The 19,522-nt window shown below is 72.6% G+C and carries 15 protein-coding genes; 8 read left to right on the plus strand and 7 right to left on the minus strand.

Going from position 1 to position 19,522, the window contains the following annotated elements; translation table 11 throughout:
• Window positions 1–98 precede the first annotated feature (98 nt).
• Entirely contained in the window at window positions 99–1,394 is a 1,296-nt protein-coding gene (locus L3078_RS06660) for a PP2C family protein-serine/threonine phosphatase (RefSeq protein WP_239751964.1), read from the plus strand.
• 37 nt (window positions 1,395–1,431) lie between these two features.
• Here L3078_RS06660 and L3078_RS06665 read toward each other — a convergent pair whose 3' ends face one another.
• From L3078_RS06665 to L3078_RS06685, 5 genes are all read right to left on the minus strand, one after another.
• Entirely contained in the window at window positions 1,432–2,541 is a 1,110-nt protein-coding gene (locus L3078_RS06665) for a substrate-binding domain-containing protein (protein ID WP_239760235.1), read from the minus strand.
• Window positions 2,542–2,782: 241 nt separating this feature from the next.
• A complete protein-coding gene (locus L3078_RS06670) occupies window positions 2,783–3,898 on the minus strand; it encodes an ABC transporter permease (RefSeq protein ID WP_239751966.1) in 1,116 nt (371 codons plus the stop codon).
• On the minus strand, window positions 3,895–5,475 hold the full coding sequence (locus tag L3078_RS06675; protein ID WP_239751968.1) for a sugar ABC transporter ATP-binding protein: 1,581 nt from the start codon (window positions 5,473–5,475) through the stop codon (window positions 3,895–3,897). The genes L3078_RS06670 and L3078_RS06675 overlap by 4 nt, the downstream gene beginning before the upstream one ends.
• A gap of 223 nt (window positions 5,476–5,698) precedes the next feature.
• Window positions 5,699–8,761 carry a SpoIIE family protein phosphatase gene (locus tag L3078_RS06680; RefSeq protein ID WP_239751970.1) on the minus strand — a complete coding sequence of 1,021 codons (3,063 nt, stop codon included), beginning with the start codon at window positions 8,759–8,761 and terminating at the stop codon, window positions 5,699–5,701.
• 166 nt (window positions 8,762–8,927) lie between these two features.
• Window positions 8,928–9,854, minus strand: a complete 927-nt coding sequence (locus L3078_RS06685; protein WP_239751972.1) for a cyclase family protein — start codon at window positions 9,852–9,854, stop codon at window positions 8,928–8,930.
• A gap of 333 nt (window positions 9,855–10,187) precedes the next feature.
• On the opposite strand from L3078_RS06685, the gene L3078_RS06690 reads away from it, so the two are divergent.
• From L3078_RS06690 to L3078_RS06700, 3 genes are all read left to right on the plus strand, one after another.
• Window positions 10,188–10,901, plus strand: a complete 714-nt coding sequence (locus tag L3078_RS06690) for a carbon-nitrogen hydrolase family protein (RefSeq protein WP_239751974.1) — start codon at window positions 10,188–10,190, stop codon at window positions 10,899–10,901.
• Between the two features lie 66 nt (window positions 10,902–10,967).
• Window positions 10,968–11,291, plus strand: a complete 324-nt coding sequence (locus tag L3078_RS06695; protein ID WP_239751977.1) for a hypothetical protein — start codon at window positions 10,968–10,970, stop codon at window positions 11,289–11,291.
• Between the two features lie 440 nt (window positions 11,292–11,731).
• The gene (locus L3078_RS06700; protein ID WP_239751979.1) at window positions 11,732–12,526 is read left to right on the plus strand and encodes a hypothetical protein; all 795 of its coding nucleotides are present in this window, start codon (window positions 11,732–11,734) and stop codon (window positions 12,524–12,526) included.
• 579 nt (window positions 12,527–13,105) lie between these two features.
• Here the strand turns inward: L3078_RS06700 and L3078_RS06705 are convergent.
• Window positions 13,106–13,636 (minus strand): MarR family winged helix-turn-helix transcriptional regulator, encoded by a 531-nt coding sequence (locus tag L3078_RS06705; RefSeq protein ID WP_239751981.1) that lies wholly within the window; start codon window positions 13,634–13,636, stop codon window positions 13,106–13,108.
• A gap of 524 nt (window positions 13,637–14,160) precedes the next feature.
• Here L3078_RS06705 and L3078_RS06710 point away from each other — a divergent pair.
• From L3078_RS06710 to L3078_RS06720, 3 genes are all read left to right on the plus strand, one after another.
• Window positions 14,161–14,496 (plus strand): hypothetical protein, encoded by a 336-nt coding sequence (locus L3078_RS06710; RefSeq protein WP_338059562.1) that lies wholly within the window; start codon window positions 14,161–14,163, stop codon window positions 14,494–14,496.
• Window positions 14,497–14,617: 121 nt separating this feature from the next.
• On the plus strand, window positions 14,618–16,282 hold the full coding sequence (locus L3078_RS06715) for a transposase (RefSeq protein WP_239751985.1): 1,665 nt from the start codon (window positions 14,618–14,620) through the stop codon (window positions 16,280–16,282).
• Window positions 16,283–16,290: 8 nt separating this feature from the next.
• Window positions 16,291–17,520: a YncE family protein gene (locus L3078_RS06720; protein WP_239751987.1), complete on the plus strand. Its 1,230-nt coding sequence runs from the start codon at window positions 16,291–16,293 to the stop codon at window positions 17,518–17,520.
• A gap of 118 nt (window positions 17,521–17,638) precedes the next feature.
• Here L3078_RS06720 and L3078_RS06725 read toward each other — a convergent pair whose 3' ends face one another.
• Window positions 17,639–18,427, minus strand: a complete 789-nt coding sequence (locus tag L3078_RS06725) for a sugar isomerase domain-containing protein (protein WP_239751989.1) — start codon at window positions 18,425–18,427, stop codon at window positions 17,639–17,641.
• A gap of 170 nt (window positions 18,428–18,597) precedes the next feature.
• On the opposite strand from L3078_RS06725, the gene L3078_RS06730 reads away from it, so the two are divergent.
• Window positions 18,598–19,482: a MurR/RpiR family transcriptional regulator gene (locus L3078_RS06730; protein ID WP_239751991.1), complete on the plus strand. Its 885-nt coding sequence runs from the start codon at window positions 18,598–18,600 to the stop codon at window positions 19,480–19,482.
• Window positions 19,483–19,522 lie beyond the last annotated feature (40 nt).

Below are 19,522 nucleotides of genomic sequence, written 5' to 3' on the forward strand. Positions count from 1 at the left end.
AGGTTGTGGCGTCCGTGCTGCGGAGTGGCGGGTCCCGTGGTCGGTTCGCGCCTATCGTGGAACGGCACACCGACGCTCGGCGCCAAGGCAGGCTGGACATGAGGGAACCGCATATCGACTATGCGGAGGTCTTCCGGGCCCTGCCCGGCATGGTGGCGCTGCTGACGCCCGATCTGGTGTACGTCGACGCCAACGACGACTTCCTTCGGCTGGCCGGACGCAGCCGCGAACAGCTGCTCGGGCGCTACATCTTCGACGTCTTCCCCGAGAACCCGAACGAACCGGCAGCGGCCGGCATGCGGGAGACTGAGGCGTCGATGCTGCGCACCGTGGCCACCGGTGAACGCGACACGATGGCGCTCCTCCGCTACGACATCGAGGACCCGCAGCGGCCCGGCCTCTGGCAGGAGCACTACTGGAGCCCGGTCAACGCCCCCGTCCTGGGCCCCGACGGCAAGGTGGCCCTGATCGTGCACCGGGTCGAGGAGGTCACCGAACTCATCCGCGCCCGAAGCCGGGCCGGCGGGGACGCCCCGAGGGGTCCGGGCGGTTCGGCGTCGGACGGTCCAGGTGGTCCGGGCGGTTCGGGTGAGGACAGTCGGGCCCGGGTGCTGGAGGCCGAGCTCTACACGCGCGCCCGGGAACTGCAGGAGGTCAACGAACGGCTGCGCACGGCGCACGCCCATGAGCGCGAGGTGGCCCTGGCGCTGCAGGCGGCGATGCTGCCCCCGCCCGGCCCCACCGGGTCGCACGACGTGGCCGTGCGCTATCGGCCGGCCATCGGCGCGCTGAACGTGTGCGGCGACTGGTACGACCTGGTCGGGCTGGACGGCGAGGGCCTGGCGGTGGCCGTCGGCGACGTCGTCGGCCACGGCCTGGCGGCCGCCTGCGCCATGGGCCAGTTGCGCAGCGCCCTGAGCGGGGCCACGCGCGTCGCCGACGGTCCGGCCCAGGCCCTGGAGGCCCTCGACCGCTACGCCCGCTCCGTCGACGGGGCCGAGTCGACCACGGTCGTGACGACCTTCATCGACTGGGACGACCGCACCATCACCTACAGCTGCGCGGGCCACCCGCCGCCCGCGCTGGTGCACCCCGACGGCACCGTCACCTTCCTCGACGGCGCCACCGACCCACCGCTCGCCGCCCGGCCCCGTCAGATGCCGCGGCCCCAGGCCCGCGCGCCCTTCGTCGAGGACTCCACCCTGGTCCTGTACACGGACGGGCTGATCGAGCGCCGTACCGAGAGCATCGACACCGGTCTGGAACGTCTCGCCGCTTCCCTGGCCCACCACCGCGAGCACGACCCCGAGACCCTGGCCGACGCCCTGCTGGCCGATCTGCTGCCGCCGACCGGCAACACCGACGACACCGCGCTGATCGTCCTGCGGCTCTGACCGGGCGAGTCTGACCGGCCGAGGAGGGGTGGCGGCGTCATCTGCCCCAGATCTTCCGGTAGCCCTCCCGGTAGCCCGACGGGTTCCAGCTCGTGGCGCCGTCGCTGTTGTCGGCCGTGCTGATGTGGACGGGCGCCACATAGCCGCTGGCGGGGCTGCCGGAGAAGGCACGGTTGAACTCGTCGACGATCTGCCAGCCCTGCAGGGTGAGCGGTTCGGGGACGGTGGCCGCCTGGTACTGCTCACTGTCGACGCGCTGGAAGGCGGAGGGATCGCCGTCCCCCGCGCCGATGTTGAACGGCGGGCCCGAGCCGTCCTTGCCGGCCGCGCGGAAGGCGGGGGCGGCGTCGGCGAAGTACAGGTCGTTGATGGCGACCGAGTGGGTCCACCGGTCCTGGAAACGGGAGAGCAGCGAGGAGACCTCGCGGGGCGTGCGGCTGCTCGCGTCGGGGATCGGGATGTTCACGTACGACAGGAGGTCCACGCCCGCGCAGGTCGCGAGTTCGTCCCTGATCAGCTCGGACTTGTTCTTGGCGAACGGGATCGACGCGTCGGTGAAGATCACGGCCCCGGCGTCGCCGTTCGAGGTGGCGATGACCCATCGGGCGCTGATCCTCGCCACGTCCTCCACCTGGGTGGTGACGTTGGTGAAGAGAGGAGGGCGGCGGCTGGGGCCGGGGGCGGCGACCGCGTGCCAGCCGACGACCGGGATGCCGGCCTGCTCGGCCCGCGCGATCTGCTGCGAGGTCGAGTTGGGGTCGAAGCCGCCGACGACGATGCCGGAGGGGCGGAGCGCCACGGCCTCGCTCATCGCGGCCTGGATGCCGGCGGGCGTGCCGCCGCCGTCGATCACCCGCAGGTTCCAGCCGATGACCCGCGCGGCTTCCCGCACTCCCTCGGCGGCGCCCGCGACCCCGGGGTTGGTCATGGTCTGCGCGACATAGACGAGGGTCCTGCCGGAGACGGCTCTGGGGCCGGAGGTGGGGCCGTTCCAGGGGACGTCGTCGCGCTCCGCCCGGCTGACGGCGGCCTCGGCCCTGGCCTGGGCGGCGGGGCAACCGCTCGTGCCCGTGGCGGACGGGTCCGGCTCGCCGGACGATCCGCGTTCGCAGCCGGCGAGCACGACGGAGGCCGCCACGGTCAGCAGGGCGGCGGCCGCGTGGCGGACCCTGAGCGCGCCGGAGCGGGCCTTGGGGTGGTGGTGCACGAGGTGGTGGTGGCGCACGAGGACTCCTCGTGGAGGGACGAGCGGGAAACGCTTCCGGGGTCTGCGGCCGAGATGGGCCGTGGCCGAGCGCGCCGGCCGGGTGGGTGGCCGGAGCGAGCGGCCGGATGGGGCGGCCGGGGTTGGGGCGGCGGGCTGGGGCGGCCGTCGTGCGGCGGCTCGTTCATGGGCCTCGGTCGTTCGGGGCGCCGTCCGGAGGCGGTGCGGGCGGCGCGTCCGGTGTCGCGGCGGGTGCGTCACGGGACGCGAAGACGCCGGTGCGCATCCGGCGGCGCGCGGCGTACCCGGCGAGGCCGACGGCGAGGAGGAGGGTGCCGCCGTGGAACAGGGGCACCGTCCAGAAGTCGGCGCCCATCTGGGCGATGCCGGTGAGGCCGACGGCGAGGACGGCGACTGCGACGAGGGTGCCCAAGGCGTTGGGGCGGCCCGGTCTGATCGCGGTGGAGCCGAGGAGGGCGCCGACGAAGGCGGGCAGCAGGTAGTCGAGGCCGACGCTCGGATTGCCGATCTGCTGCTGGGCCGCGAGCAGCACCCCCGCGAGGCCCACGATCAGGCCGGACGTGGCGAAGGCGCAGACGGTGTAGGTGCGGACGGGGATGCCGACGAGGTCGGCGGCGCGCGGGTTCGATCCCACGACGTACAGGTACCGGCCGATCGGCAGCCGCTCCAGCACCAGCCAGAGGGCGACGGCGAGGGCGAGTACGTAGAAGGCGGGGACCGGGAGGCCGAGGAAGGTGGAGGTGTAGAGGTCGGTGAAGGCGGGCGGGAGGCCCTGGGGGCCGGGGACGATCCGGCCGCCGTCGGTGATCCAGCCGGTGACGGCGTACATCATGCTGCCGGTGCCGAGGGTGGCGATGAAGGAGTCGATCCGGCCGAACTCGACGATGACCCCGTTGAGGACGCCCACGACCGTCCCTCCCGCGATCACGGCGAGGCAGGCGAGCGGCCACGGCCAGTCGGCCTCGACGATGAGGTACAGCACCATCACGTGCGCCAGTCCGAGGCCGTACCCGATGGAGAGGTCGAACGCGCCGGTCACGATCGGGACCATGGCGGCGAGCGCGAGGACCGCCGGGATCGACTGGGTGGAGAGGATCGCGTCGAGGGTGTCCAGCGTCGGGAAGGTGCGCGGCAGGGCCAGGGAGAAGACCAGGACGAGCAGGACGGTGAGGCCGAGGAGACCGTAGGCGCCGACGAGGTGCCCGCCGGCGCCGCCTCGGGCGCCGAGCCGGTGCGCCGGGCGCGGGCGCGGTGCGGGCGGGGTGGACGGGGCCGTCACGGGTGCGTCGCGGTGCCGGAGGGGGGCATGGCCGAGGCCGCCCTGGTCAGGCCCGCGACCGTGAGTGCCGGGCCGCTCAGCTCGGCCGTCACCGCTCCCCCGACGAAGACCAGGGCGCGCCCGCACACGCCCGTCACCTCCTCGAAGTCGGTGGAGATGAGGAGGACCGCGAGGCCTTCCGCCCGTGCCTCGTCCAGGAGGCGGTGGATCGCGGCCTTGGCGCCGACATCGACGCTCGCCGTCGGTTCCTCCAGGATCAGCAGCCGCAGTCCGGTCCGGAGCCAGCGGCCGATCAGCACCTTCTGCTGGTTGCCGCCGGACAGGGTGGCGATGGCCGCCTCGCTGTCACGGGGCCGCACCGAGAACCGTTCGGTCAGGGCGGCGGCCACGGCGCGTTCCCGGCGGGGCGCGATCCATCGCGGCGTGGGCCCGTCCCCCGCACGGGGGTTGGCCAGGAGGTTCTCCCGAACGGTCAGTTCGGGGAGGCAGCCCTCCCGCTGCCGGTCGCCGGGGACGAGGGCGACGCCGTGGGCGACGGCGTCGGTGACCGTTCGGGGGCGGTAGGGGGCGCCGTCGAGCAGGACGCGTCCGCCGAGGAGGGGGCGGGCCCCCGCGAGGGCTCGGCCGAGGTCCGTCTGTCCGGCGCCCGAGAGCCCGACCAGACCGAGGGCCTCCCCGGCACGCAGCTCCAGGTCGACCGGTCCGGCGCCGGATGTCCGTACGCGGTCGAGGGCGAGCACCGCTGGGGCAGCGGGCTCTGCCGGGGTGGGGGGCTCTGCCGGGGTGGACGGTGGCCGGGTGGGGCGTGGGCCCGGCGGTTCCTCGCCGGTGATGTCGCGCACCAGGCGCAGGGGGCTGTGGCCCGCTGTCGAACCCTGGCTGACGAGGCGGCCGTCGCGCAGGACCGCGAAGGTGTCGGCGACCTCGTACACCTCGTCGAGGCGGTGGCTGACGTAGAGGATGCCGTGGCCCCGGTCGCGCAGGGCGCGCAGGACGCGGAAGAGACGGGCGCAGTCCGCTGCGGGGAGGCGGGCGGTCGGCTCGTCGAGCACGATGAGTGCCGCGCGGGTGGCCAGGGCGCGGGCGATGGCGACCAGCGACCGTTCGGCGGGGACGAGGCGGGCGACCGGCGCGTCGGGGTCGACGGTGCCGCCGACGAGCGCCAGGGCCTCGGTGCAGCGGTCCCGGGTGCGCCGCCAGGAGATCAGTCCGGCACGGCGCGCGTACCCGGTGCTCAGGGCGATGTTCTCGGCGACGGTCATCCACTCCACGAGTCCGAGGTCCTGGTGGATGAAGGACATGCGGGGGGAGGCGGCGTGGCTCCCGAGCGGGTGTCCGTCCACGGTGATCGACCCCGAGTCGGCGTGGTGGACACCGGCGAGGATCTTGATCAGGGTCGACTTTCCGGCTCCGTTGGGGCCGAGGAGCGCGAGCACGCTGCCCGCGTGGACGTCGAGGTCGACCCCGGCCAGGGCGAGGGTTCCGCCGAAACGTTTCGTGAGGCCGCGGACACGCACCAGCGGCTCCGCCGCGCTGGGCGGGGCCGGTTGCGCAGAGGTGTCGTGAGCGTCGTGCACGGACAGCTCCGGGGGTCGGCCTGGCGGGTTCTTCACGACTTCGACTTGCGCCAGCGATGCTAACCGCCGTTTTCGCTTTATTCGCGACTTTCGCCCCATTGGCGGCATTTGGTCACGGTCGCCGACCCCAACGGGTCAGGGGCGCCGGGCCAGGAGGCGCCGGGTGGTGAGGTGCCGGTCAGGGAGGCCGTGCGGGGGCAGAGGGTGGGGCTCTGCGCTTGGTTCAGCTGTCGTCCAGGCCGCATTCGGCCCAGATGACCTTGCCCTCCGTGGTGTAGCGGGTACCCCAGCTCTGGGAGAGCTGGGCGACGAGGAACAGGCCGCGTCCGCCCTCGTCGGTGGTGGCGGCCCGGCGCAGGTGCGGGGCGGTGCTGCTGGTGTCGGCGACCTCGCAGATCAGGGAGCGGTCTCGGAGCAGCCGTACCCGGATGGGTCCGGCGCCGTGGCGGATCGCGTTGGTGATCAGCTCGCTGAGCACCAGTTCGGCGGCGAACGCGGCCTCGTCGAGCCCCCAGTCGGACAGTTGCCGGAGGGCCGCGGCGCGGACCTCGCTGACGCGGGCCGGGTCGGCGGGCAGCTCCCAGGTGGCGACGCGCTGCGGGTCGAAGGCGTGGGTGCGGGCGACGAGCAGGGCGATGTCGTCGCCGGGGTGGGGGGACGCGACGGTGTCCAGGACCACCCGGCAGGTCTCCTCCGGGGTGTGCTCGGGGTGGGCCAGGGCCGCGCGCAACTGGTCGAGCACCACGTCGACGTCACGCTCGCGGTCCTCGATGAGACCGTCGGTGTAGAGGACCAGGGTGCTGCCCTCCGGGAGCTGGACGTCCACGGCCTCGAAGGGCAGGCCGCCGAGGCCGAGCGGGGGCCCGGCGGGCAGCTCGGGGAACGACACGGTGCCGTCGGGCTGGACCAGTGCGGGCGGCGGGTGGCCGGCGCGGGCCAGGGTGCATTGCTGCGAGGTCGGGTCGTAGACGGCGTACAGACAGGTCGCGCCGATGATGCCGCCGCCGTCGGAGACGGGGTCCTCGCGGTCCAGTCGTCCCACCAGGTTGTCGAGGTGGGTGAGGACCTCGTCGGGCGGGAAGTCGAGTTCCGCGAAGCTGCGGGCGGCCGTACGGACGCGGCCCATGGTGGCGGCGGACAGCATGCCGTGGCCGACTACGTCGCCGACGAAGAGGCCGATCCTGGTGCCGGAGAGCGGGATGACGTCGTACCAGTCGCCGCCGACGTCGGATTCGGCGGGCAGGTACCGGTGGGCGACCTCCACGGAGTCCCGGTCGGGGAGGCCCTGCGGGAGCAGGCTGCGCTGCAGGGCCAGCACCATGGTGCGTTCGCGGGTGTAGCGCCGGGCGTTGTCGATGGACAGGGCGGCGCGGGTGGCGAGTTCCTGGGCCAGGGAGCGGTCGTCGTCACCGAAGGGGGCGGGGTCCTGGGCACGGTAGAAGGCGGCGACGCCCAGGACGACACCTCGGGCGACCAGGGGCACCGCGATGAGGGAGTGGACGTGGCTCAGCAGTCGCTCGGTGTGCTCGGGGTCCTGCGCGAGCCAGCCGGCCGCCGTCCTCAGGTCCGGTTCCAGCACGGCCTCGCCGGTGGTCAGGCAGCGCAGCTGCGGGACGGTCGGGCCGTAGTCGACCTGCTTGCCGATCGGGCTGAAGGGGAGGTCGTCGCGGATGCCGTGGATCACCGTGCGCCGCAGGTCGCTCCGCGGGTCCGCGGCCTCCTCGCCGCGCAGCACGGGCTCGGCCAGATCGATGGTGACGTAGTCGGCGAGGCGCGGGACCGCCGTCTCGGCGAGCTCCTGGGCGGTGCGGCGCACGTCCAGGGTGGTGCCGATCCGGGCGCTGGCCTCGGACAGCAGTTCCAGCCGGTGACGCGCGGCCAGCGCGTAGCCGCCGACGTGCGGCTCCCCCACCATCAGCAGGCCCCTCCCGGACGAGCCGGCAGGGTCTCCTGCGGGGCCGGTCGGGAGTCCGTCGGTGATGCGGGGAGCGCCGGGGGCGGAAGTGATGGCCTCAGGGGTGCGCGGTAGGCCGTCGGCCGTGGGCGGAGGGCCCTCGGTGGTGGGGCGGGCGTCGGGGGTGCGGGCCTCCGGTGCGGCGTCGGCGGTGCGGCTCTCGGCTGTGGCGCCGTCGATCCCCGTCCTCGTCCTGCCGAGTGGTGCGGCTTCACGCTGGTGGCCGGGGGCCGGTACGACGGAGAGCGGGCCGGGGGCCACGGCGAGCGGGGCGTTCCGGACGCGGTGGACGATCGAGGCGTCGGCGGGCGCGAGCGGCGTGACGGGCGTGACCGGGCTCGCGGGCCCGGCGGTGAGGCTGAGCACCGGCTCGACCAGGCGGGGGGCGGTGACGGCCTCATGCAAGGGGAAGTCGTGCAGGACTGCCTCGACGGCGACCCCCTCCACCCCGGAGGCACTGGTCACCGGGCGGCTCACCAGCGTGACACGGCGGCCGTCCGTCAGGGACACCTCGACGGCCGCCCGCTGCCCGCGCGAGATCAGCTCGGCGGCCTTCTCCAGGAGCGTCGCCCGGTCCCCGGGGCGCAGCCCGTGGGCCAGCTCGTCGACGCCGAGAACGCGGTGCGGGCCCGCGCCCGCCTCGACCCCGGCGTCCAGGTACGCCCGCAACAGGGACCGCTCACGCGCGGAGCTCTGCCCGAGGAGCCGCCGCTCGATGGCCGCGGCCGCCTTGCGGATCACGGTGGAGAGCGCCGGGTTCTCGAAGCCGCGCGGATATCCGAAGCACAGGACGCCCTCGATCCGGCCGCTGAGGGGGTCGCGCACGGGGAGCGCGCGGCAGGCGCTGCCCTGGGAGCGTTCGGCGAAGTGCTCGGCGCCGTAGACCCGGATGAGCCGCCGTTCCGCGAGGGCCAGCCCGATGCCGTTGGTGCCGGCGAACCGCTCGGCGAACACGAACCCCGGCACGGTCTGGATGTCCGGGAGCCCCCTGGCCAGGGCCGCCTCGCCGAAGCGGCGCAGCAGGACCGTGCCGTTCGCGTCGGCGACGGAGATGTTCATGGCACTGCCGGCGAACCTGGACTCCAGCCGGTCCAGCACCGGCGCGGCGGCACGGGCGACCCGGTCGTCGCGGTCGAAGTCGTCCCGGAAAGGGAGGTCGGAGCGGTCCGGTGAGAGGCCCAGGGACCGGCAGCGCCGCCAGGAGTCGAGGATCGACGCGCGCACGCCGGACTCCAGCGGCTCGCCCTGCAGAAACCGCTCACGGAAAAGGGTGGGGCCCGTGCCGTCTGTCGCACGCCCCGTGGGTATCGGCTCGCCGTCGGACCGCACCACGCTGGCCTCACTCGCGCCCTGGACAATCCGCTTATCGGAAATATCTGGCATTGACGAGGATACGGGCATCAGCAACATGAGTCACGGTTCAGCGGTGCCCTCACGCGCGGTAACCGCTCGGGCGGGGCGTGGCGCCGGGGCGTCGCGGCGACCGTCCGGACCGGCGTCACAGAACGGCGATCGGGTTGACGGGCGAACCGGTGCCGCCCGGGACGTTCAGCGGGGCGAGGACGAGCAGGAACTCGTACCGCCCCGCCTCGGCGGTCGCGTCGGCGAGCGCCTCCAGGTCCAGGTTGTCCAGCAGCGGCACCCCCATCGCGGCCACCGCCAGGGCGTGCACCGGTGAGTGCACGCCCGCCACGGGCGACGGCCGCACATCGCTGTCCCCGTCCCCGCCCAGCAGCGCGATGCCCCGTTCGGCCAGCAGGGGTACGGCGTCCACGTGGAACCCCGCGCTCGCCGCACCGGGATCCCAGGCGCCGAGTTCCTCGCGGCGGCGGACGTGTCCGGAACGCAGCAGCACGGCGTCGCCCTCGCCGATCGTGACGCCGAGCGCCTCCTCCGCGGCGCGGACGTCCCCGGCGCGGACGGCGTGCCCCGGTTCCAGCCAGGGGGCACCGAGCACGGTGGGGAGGTCCAGGAGGACCCCCCTCGTGACGAGGGGCCCGAGCGCCGCCACCGAGCCGAAGCGGGCGCCCGCGGCGCCGACGTTCTCGCGGGCCGGCCTGCCGTCGTAGAGCAGTCCCGCGTAGGCGATGTGGCTGAGGGCGTCGAGGTGGGTGACGGCTTTGCCGTGGTAGTCGGCGGCGATGAAGTCCTTGTGGGTCGTGGGCTCGGGGCCCTCCACGTCCCCGAGGTCGGTCATGTGGTGCAGGGCGGGCTTCTGGTTGTCCGGGCCCGACCGGGTGTTCCAGGGCAGCGCCATCGGGACGACCACGCCGGACCGCACCCCTCCCACGGCGCGCCGCACATGCTCCTCGGTCACCCGGTTCCACGCGCCGCGATCCGCCCGGTCGCCCCAGCGCCCCCAGGTACGGACGGCGTCGAAGAGTGCGTCGAACTCCTCACGGGAGACGGTGGGTTGCGCGCTCATACGCCTCTACGTCCTCACTGTTCGGGTGGAGTCGGGTCGAGTCGGGTCGGGTCGGGTCGGGTCGGGTCGAGTGGGGTCGGCATCGGGTCGACACCAAGTCGGGACCGCTCGGGACCGGGCCGGAAGGGCGAGAGCACGCGCCCCGTAAGCACCCTATGACCGTTTCGCGCACGGGGACGATCTGGCTGCGCGGCTGAGGGCAGGAGGGGCCCTCGGTACTGGTGGGTTCTCGTATTCAACTGTCGCGTATCGGTCCACCGGCGGCCTCGAACAGTGACTTTGGGCAACGAGGCCGGGGAGCACTGTGTGGCCGCTCTGTAGGGTGCTCGTGGGATGCGACGAGGGGAGTTCGGGGTGAAGCATCCGTTGAGCATCGCGGTAGCGCAACCGAGGTGCACGGCTCACGACGTGAGGGCCAACGCGGTGGCTCATGCGGAGGCCGTTCGGGCGGCGGACGCGCGAGTGGTGGTCTTCCCCGAGATGTCGCTGACGGGATACGAACTGGACGCCGTTCCCGTCGTTCCGGACGATGAACGGCTGGCTCCGATCGTCGCCGCGTGCGCGGACACGGGGGCGCTTGCGTTGGTCGGCGCGCCTGTGCCGGGTCCGCGCATCGGCATCCTGGCTGTGAGTGGAGACGGTGCGCGCGTGGCCTACGGCAAGGTGTACCTCCACGGCAGCGAGGCCGCCCGCTTCGTGCCGGGGGAGCCCACCGTGATCGAAGTGGACGGGTGGCGGCTGGGGCTCGCCGTCTGCCGCGACACGGGTATCCCCGAGCATGCCGCGAAGACGGCCGCGCTGGGGATCGACGGGTATGTGGCCGGGGTTGTCCACGCGGATCACGAGGCTGAGGTCCACGGCGAGCGCGCCCGCCGGGTCGCAGCCGACCACGGAGTGTGGGTCGTCACGGCGGCCTTCGCGGGTCCGACCGGTGGCGGGTTCGCCCGCACGTCCGGCCGTTCGGGCATCTGGTCCGCCGACGGGGAACTGGTCGCGGAGGCCGGCACCGCCCCCGATGAGATTGCGAGGGCTGTTTTCCTCAAGTGAGTCCGGGGCCAGAGCAGAGGAGCCTTCTTCGGCGCCGTGTGGGTGGCTCGGGCGGTCCTTCCCCACGTGCGCGCCCAAGGCGGGGGACGGCTCCTCCAAGTCACCTCGATGGGCAGCGGCGGTGGCATGGCCACCGTCGGGTTCTACGGGGCAGGCAAGGCCGCGCTGGACTCGGTCAGCGAGGCACTGGCTGACACCGGCCTGTTCACCACCGGCACCACGACCACCGAACCGCTGGCGCAGTATCAGCCCCTGCGCACCGGGCCCAAGCGGATCTGTACCGGTCCTGGGAGCACCTCAGCCGTATCGCCCCGGGCTGCCCCTGTCCCGCACCACGGCATTGCCGTCCCCGTCCCCGCGACTCAGTCACGGGGACGGGTGTGCGCCTGACGGAAGAACCCCTGCACCTCGGCAGCGACGGTCGTCAGCTCTTCACCCGCGTCAATCACGGTCGTCACAGTGCATTCCAGCCGCTGGAGAAGACGTCGGCTCGCAAGGTCCAGCTAGATACACGTGCCCGCCCGAACCGAACGTCGCTGCCACGACCAGCTCGTTGTTGACCCAAGACCGCACGCGCCCCGATTCGTGCGCGCAGGCCGTCATCGACAGCCTCCACAGCGAATACGACCTCGAACTCATCTGTCCGCGACCAGTCGAACAACCGGGCAGAGGGCGCTTGCGACCCCATCCCCCGAACGACGAGCTCGAGGACATCAACACGCCCGGCCATCGCCATTTACGACGCGGTGCTGGCGACACTTGAGTACGCGAGCTCACCAGCAAGTACGGCCCCGTTCGGAGCGCCAGAACCTCTTGTCTAGCCTTGCCCCATGCCCACGACCGGGCGGAGGGCGCGACGGCTGGAGGAGCCTGTGCGGGACGGCTATTCTGCGGGATTCTTTACGCGGATGGCGCATGAGACGCATCCGGTGGACCTGATGTGTCTCTACCTGCTACATGGCTCGGTCGAACAGATTCCTGGCCTGTTGGTCGATCGGGAGACGCTGTCGTTCAAGCACCTGTGTCAGCAAGGCCATGTCGCGGACCGATGGAACTCCGGCGACGCGGACACATTCTCACTTTGCATCAAGAGGAAGGTCCATGGGCGGCTGTACGGCTTGGAGTTCAGAATCAACTTCATCGCCGGTGAGCCCTATGCCGACGCGGTGATTCCGTTCGGCGCGACTGTCGATCTGTACCGGTTCATGCACCACTTCCGTGGGCAGTACGCCTCGGCGGGAGCTCCGGATGACTGGGACTTCGACGTGTATACCGACAAGCGTGACCTCCGTGAGAGTGTCGTGTCGTTCGGCAACCACCGCGAGGTCTGGTTCCAGGTCAACCGCGGCCCAGTGACAACCGGCCGGGGCAAACCGATTCCGTGGGCTCGGGGCCGGCTGACAGCCGGCCGCCTGCAGGGCAACCAGTTCGGGACGAGAGTCGGCGTACTCGACGCGGGAAGTGTGCTGTTCCCTGACCGTCATGACGTCGTCGAGGGCACCTCGGCCGAGGCGCGGGCGTACCGGCGGTATGTGGCCAGGCTGCACAATCCCCTTCCTCTGCGGGTGGGACCCCCAGTCCGCCCCGAGTTCGGCATGAGGACGCGACGGTGCCCTGCGGGCTGATCGACGCCGGGCACTGACCAGCATCGAGGACCCTGAGCACGCCAAGACGATCCGGCTCTTCACGACTTGGCGCGTCCTGCCCCGGCTTCGAGCCCGCTCCGAGCAGAGCCACATCACGCCGAACGTCCGCCGCCCTCTCCATACCCGCGATGAAGGCCACCCGGCGAGCCCCGCTGAGCGAGGACGAGCGCCTCGACGCCCTCGGCCGGCTGCTGACCGACACGGAGATCCCGACACCCCTCCGCGTCGCCGGCGTCATCGTGCTCCTCTACGCGCAGCCCTTGACCCGCATGTCCGGCTCACCGTCGATGACGTGCTCCGCGACGGAGACGCCGTACTGCTACGGCTCCGCGAACCGGCCTCACCCGTACCCGCACCGGCACCCGTCCGTGGTGTGGCCGGGGTGGGGGCAGGACGCGATCCAGATGCCGAAGTCGCGCCAGGCGGTGCGGAGTACTGGACTGGAAGCCGAAGCGGGCGCCGACGTCACGGGTCGTGGTGCCGTTGGCGACGCCCCACTCGGCGCCACGACGACGCCAAGTGACCAGCCGCCCCACGGCCGGGGCGGCGGTCAGTGGGTCAGATGGCTCGGTCCATCCCGGTGTCCCAGCCGAGCGGATACGGCTCCGCGTCGTCCGCCGCCGGGGCCGCCGGTTCCCCGCCCGCCGCGTTGAACGCGGTCAACGCGTCCACGAGCGCCGCCCGTTGATTCGGGGCGAGACGCTCGACGACCGTGGCGAGTTCGGCGCGCCGCCGGGCCATGACCTCCTCGACCGCGCGCCGGCCCTCGTCGGTGAGCCGGAGCAGGGTCTCGCGGCGGTTGTCGGGGTTGGTCTGCCGGTCGGCGAGCCCGGCGGCGATCAGCCGGTCGACCATGCGCATCGCCGTCGACGGGGCGACCTGGAGCTGATCGGCGAGGACGACGAGCTTCGTGGCGCCCCGCACGGACAGCACCACCAGCATCCGGAACTGCGGCAGCGTCACCCGTTCCTCGACGGCGGCGAGGGACCGTGCGGAGATCGCGACCAACAGGCGTGACGCGGTGAGCACCGCGCGCGTCACCTCGTCGACGTCGTCCACGCCACATGTCGGGCCCTCGCGTTCAGTCATGGTCCCTTTCTATCCCGCCCCCCTGTGCGGACCGTCGGCGGATCCGCACAGATTTTCCCTCCTCATGACCGAGCCGACCCGCCTCATGACACATGCACGAAGGGACCCTCGAGGCGATCAGCGCGGCGGATCCCTCCGGAAGGCCCGCCCTGAGGACGCGAGCGGACTCGTCCCAGTCGAGCGCCGTGGGCTCTCCCGCCTCGAACCGCACGCGGGGTCGACCCTCGACGCGCGGCAGCGTCGGCGTCACCGTCCCGGGCGCCTCCTCGCGCCGCCACAGCGTGGGGGCGGGCGGTCGGCAGGAGGTGGCAGTACGTCTTGTAGGTAGAGAGTGAGGGGGGAAACGTATTCCTACGTCATCGCGGAATCTGTGGAACGCGGACGCGTACGACCCCCGGGCTGCCTTCCTCGTCTCCGTCCGGGACCTGGCCGGACCGGGTGCCTCGAAATGGCTGCGGATCCTCGCGGAGAACAGCTACTCGTCCCAGCTCGACGCCGCCGAGTCCCCGACCCTCAGCAAGCTCATCGCCGCGTTCCGCACGGCCAACGAGGAGAGCAGCGGCCTCGACCGGGCGTCCGCCGCGCTCCGGTCGTACTTCACCGACATGGCAGCCACCCCCGCCGAGCTGCGGGCCCGTCTCGCCAACCCCGGGTTCCTGAAGGAGACTTCGCCCTGGCTGGACAAGACCGGCGCGTACGGCAGCGCCGGGCTGACCGCCGTCGACCTGCTGCTGGCCGGCAGACGGGGTGACACGGACGCGGTGTCGACGTACTGGAACCGGCTGCGAAGCGAGGCTGGACGCGATACCGCAGCAGGTGTCGCCGGGGGTTTGGAACTGCTGGCGTTGGCGTTCGGGTGAGCGGGGGTGAGTGTGGATGGCCTGTGTCGAGCCGCGCTCCTGGCTTATGATGCCGCTTTTCGGAGGGGAACTGACGTTCTCTCATCGAATGCGTGACCTTCATGGGCGGTGCTCGTTTCCCATGGCGACAGGATCTTCGGGCGGGGGTGGCGGGGTGGGTGAGCTGCGGAGCATCGCGGCGCCGTTCGTCGCGTCCGGCCCGTCCGGTGTGGCCGTCCGGACCCGCCTCAAACACCTGGCGCCGGGTGATGAGAAGGTGCTGCGTCTGGTGGGCGGGCATCTGGGGTCGCTGGCTTCGCGGGATCTCAAGGCGCGCTGCCGGGACGGCATGGAGCACTCCGCTGAGGCGTGGGCGGTCCGCAAGCGGGAGCTGACACCTGCCTCGTCGTCGCGGTGGGCGGGCAGTATCACCAAGGCCACGCATGACCAGTGGGCGCTGGCCCGCCGCTGTCAGCTGGCGCACATCCAGCATCTGGAAGCGGGTGTCCGCACCATCGAGGTTCGGCTGGCGCTGCCGGTCGGGCAGAGGGGGAGCAGGAAGGCGCCGGGGGGTTATCGGTCGCGGCGGGAGTGGCATGCGAAGGCGCGGCGGCTGCGGGTGCTTCAGGACCGGCTGGCCGCCGCGCGGGCCGACCGTGAGGCCTGGATCGTGCACGTGGTGCGCGGTGGTAAGCGCCTGGCCCGCGCCCGGCATCATCTGGAGGGGGCCGGGCTGACGGAGTCCGTGTGGCGTGGGCGGTGGGAGGCGGAGCGCTGGTTCTGCCAGGCGGACGGGGAGTCCGGCAAGCGCCACGGCAACGAGACCATCCGCATCAGCCCCGAGGGCGAGGTGAGTATCAAGCTCCCCGCGCCGCTGGCGTATCTGGCGAACGCCCCGCACGGACGGTACGTCCTGGCCGGCCGGGTCGCGTTCGCGCACCGGGGCAGTGACTGGGCGGACCGCGTCGCGGCGAACCGGGCGATCGCCTACCGCATCCACCTGGACACGGGCCGGGGCCGCTGGTATCTGACCGCGTCCTGGCAGATCCCGCCCACCCCCACCCTCCCCATCGAAGCCGCGCTCGCCCACGGCGTGGTCGGCGTCGACATGAACGCCGACCACCTCGCCGCCTGGCGCCTGGACACCCACGGCAACCCCACCGGCGCCCCGCGCCGCTTCCCCTACGACCTGACCGGCACCGCCCAGCACCGTGACGCCCAGGTCCGCCACGCCCTCACCCGTCTCCTGCACTGGGCCCGAATGTGTGGCGTGAAGGCGATCGCGGTGGAGGACCTGGACTTTGCCACCGAGAAGACCCGGGAGAAACACGGCCGCCGCACACGCTTCCGTCAGCTGCTCTCCGGCATGCCCACCGGAAAACTCCGCGCCCGGCTGGCCTCGATGGCCGATGCCACGGGGATCGCGGTCATCGCCGTCGACCCGGCCTACACCAGCCGCTGGGGTGCCCAGCACTGGCAGAAGCCCCTCACCAGCACCACCCGTAAGACCACTCGCCATGATGCTGCTGCCGTGGCGATCGGAAGGCGCGCCCAGCAACACCCGGTCCGGCGACGGACGGCACCGCCCCCACACGACCGGAGTGATCGTGCGGGGCATCGGACCGTCCAGGCCCGACCAGATGTTCCTGGGCGTGAGGGAACCCGCCCCCGCATTCCCGGACCACGGACACGATCCGTGCCGCCCGGACGCGGAGCGAACGCGGGCAACCAGAACGCCCAACACCGTCCGGGGCGTTCGGCCGAGCATGAGACCTGGCAACAGGACTCACTCCCGCTCAGCCTTTAGGAACGGTGATGGACCAGTTCCTGTACCAGGCGATGCTGCGGCACGCGCCCGATCCCGGCGTCGACGCCTCCTTCGCCCCGGGTTCGCTCTCCTTGCAGCCGGGAGCCTCCGAGGCGGTGGCCCTCCGTTTCTCCTCCGCCGAGGCGCGGACCGTCACCTGGAAGCTCGATCTGCCGGACGGTGTCACCGCCTCGCCCGCCGAGGGGACCGTGACCGTGCCGGCCGGAGGCAGCGCGTCGGCCGAGGTCACCCTGACCGGTGTCTCCGAGGGCGTGCACTCCGTGGTGGTGTCCGGGGCGGGCGTCCTCGACCGGGCGCTCCCGGTGCGGGTCACCGACGGCGACGGCACACCCCGGGCGCTGACGGCCAACTTCAGTGGGGCGTCGGTGAGTTCGATCGACCTGTCCTCCGGCAGGAGCACGGAGATCGCCGTGGGCGCCAACCCGGGTGAGGTGGTGACGAGCGCCGACGGGCGTACCGCCTACGCCGCGAACCAGGGCTCGAACTCGGTGAGCGTCATCGACGTGGCGAGCGGCGAGGTCACCGCCACGGTCGCGGTGGGCCGGGTCCCCGCCGGGCTCGCGCTGACGCCGGACGGCGGCACGCTGTGGGTCGCCAACTACACGGACGGCACGGTGCAGCCGGTGGACACGGACACGCTGGAGGCAGGCGCGACGGTCGCTGTCGGGGCGGGCCCGGAGAACATGGCGATCACCCCGGACGGGCGGACGCTGTACGTGGCGAACATCCACGACAACACCGTCTCGCCGGTCGACCTGGGAACCCGGAGGGCCGGGGCGGCGATCCCGGTCGGGCCCCGTCCGTTCAACGTGGTCGCCGCGCCGGACGGGAAGACGGTGTACGTGTCCAACTCCGGTGGATCGACGGTCACTCCGATCGACACCGCGAGCAACGACACCGGGCCGACGCTGCTCGTCTCGGGGCAGGCGTACGGGCTCGGGCTGTCACCGGACGGGCGGACGCTGTGGGTGAGCCCCAGTACCGGTGACTACGTCACGCCCGTCGACACCGTGACCGGTGCGCCCGGCAAGCAGATCACCGTCGGCAGGTCCGCGTTCGACGTCGGCCTGGACTGGGACGGCGTCACGGCGTACGTGACCACGGCCGACGGGAACAGGGTGGTGCCGGTCGACACCGCCTCCGGCACCGCCGGGACGCCGTTGACGACCGGCGCCTATCCGCTGGCGGTCGCGCTGACGCCCGTACCGGTGGGGTAGTGCTCCGCTGGGGGCGGGGGCTTCAACCGCGGGGGCGGAGGGCTTCGAGCGCGGGCCCCGTGGAGGCTTGTCGCGCAGGTCCCCGCGCCCCTGACGGGGCGCGGGGGCAGCCGGGTGGTCAGCTGGCGGTGCGTCGGATGCGGCCGGCGTACCGCTTCTCCAGGTCCAGGTTGCCCTCGAAGCCGCCGGGCACGTTGGCGGAGACGTAGACCGGGGGGCGGTCGCCGGAGGCGAGGAGTTGGGCGGTGGCCTCGGCGACGGTCATCTGGACGAGCATGACGCCGGTGAGCGTGGAGAGGGCGCAGACGGCGCCGCCGCCCGGCAGCTCCAGCAGGGCGTCGCCGCGCGGGGCCGCGTTGTCGAGGACGACGTCGGCGAGGTCGGCGAGCTTCTTGCCGCTGGGGTGGGTGGCGGGGACGGAGCGGGTGTGGGCGAGGGAGGTGAGGGCGAGCAGGCGGTGGCCGCGTTCCTTGGCGTGCAGGGCCATCTCGACGATGACATTGTTGACGCCGGAGTTGGAGACGACGACGAAGAGGTCCTGGGGGCGGGGGTCGGCCAGTTCGTAGAGGCGGACCGCTATGCCGGGCTCGCGTTCGAGCAGCGGGTCGTCGAGGCCGCTGGGGTGGTCGCCGCCGAAGAGGACGAGGTCGGCCATCTGGATCCGGTTGGTGGGCACGAAGCCGCCGGCGCGGCCGGCGAGTTCCAGGACCATGGCCTGGGAGTGGCCGGTGCCGAAGGCCTGGACGACGCCGTCCGCGCGGACGCAGTCGGCGATCAGCTCAGCGGCGGCGCTCACGTCGGCGCGCGCGGACTCGGTGAGACGGTGCAGGACGGCCAGGCCCTCGCGCGCGAAGCGATCGGCGCTCACCGGCTCGGTCACGGACTCGTTGGCGGACTCGACGGACACCTGAGACTCCCCACTGGTGGATTGAACCACCCCGTACACACCTATCAGTGAATCACTGAATCACAGGCCCGGCATCCAGGGCAATGGCGCAGTTCACCCCCGGGTGCGGTCGCACATCCCGGTCCTGGTATTCAGCCATTACGTCAACGGGTGGCTGGTACCTTCTCTGCATGCCCTCGACCGATGTCACCACCCTGATCCGCACCGAGCTGCCCCGGCTGGCCGGCTCCCTGCGGAAGGTCGGCGAGCTGATCCTGGAGGATCCGGCCGCCGTCACCCACTGCTCGGCCGCGGAGCTGGGCCGGCGCACCGGCACCTCCCAGGCCACCGTGACCCGGTTCTGCCGGGCCATCGGCCTCGACTCCTATCAGCACCTGCTGATCGAGCTGGCCCAGGAGCGGGGCCGGGGCGAGTCCTCGGAGTGGGGCAACACCGAGATCGGGCCGGACATCTCCCCCGACGACAGCCTGGAGCGGGTCGTCCAGGTCGTCGGCACCGCCGATCTGCGGGCCATCCAGCAGACCATCGACCGGATCGACCTGGACTCCGTGGAGCGCGCGGCGCAGGCCGTGGCCCGCGCGCGGCGCACGGACGTGTACGGCGTCGGTGGCAGCGGCGCGGTCGCGCAGGAGACGGAGACCCGGCTGTTCCGCATCGGCTGCGCGGTGCGCGGCTGGACCGAGGTGCACGCGGCGACCACCTCGGCGGCCCTGCTCACCCCGGCGGACGTGGCGATCGGCATCTCCCACTCCGGCGCCACCCGGGAGGTGCTCGAGCCGTTCGAGCTGGCCAGGGAGCGGGGCGCCACCACCGTCGCCCTGACCGCCGACCCCCGCTCGCCGCTGGCCCGCGCCGCCGACATCCGGCTGATCTCCTCCTCGTCGGAGACCAGCTTCCGCACCGGCAGCATCGGCGCCCGCCACTCCGTGCTGATGCTCATCGACTGCCTCTACGTCCGCGTCGGCCAGCTCTCCTACCAGCGGGCGAGCGCCTCCCTGGCGCTGACGGACCACATCGCGGGGGCGCACGCGGTGAAGTCCCGGCGCGGCCGCTGACCGGCCTGCGGCACAGGCGCCCCGGCGTCGGACCCTGCAT

Origin of the sequence: Streptomyces deccanensis (assembly GCF_022385335.1) — a bacterium.
In the GTDB taxonomy this organism is placed as follows: domain Bacteria; phylum Actinomycetota; class Actinomycetes; order Streptomycetales; family Streptomycetaceae; genus Streptomyces; species Streptomyces deccanensis.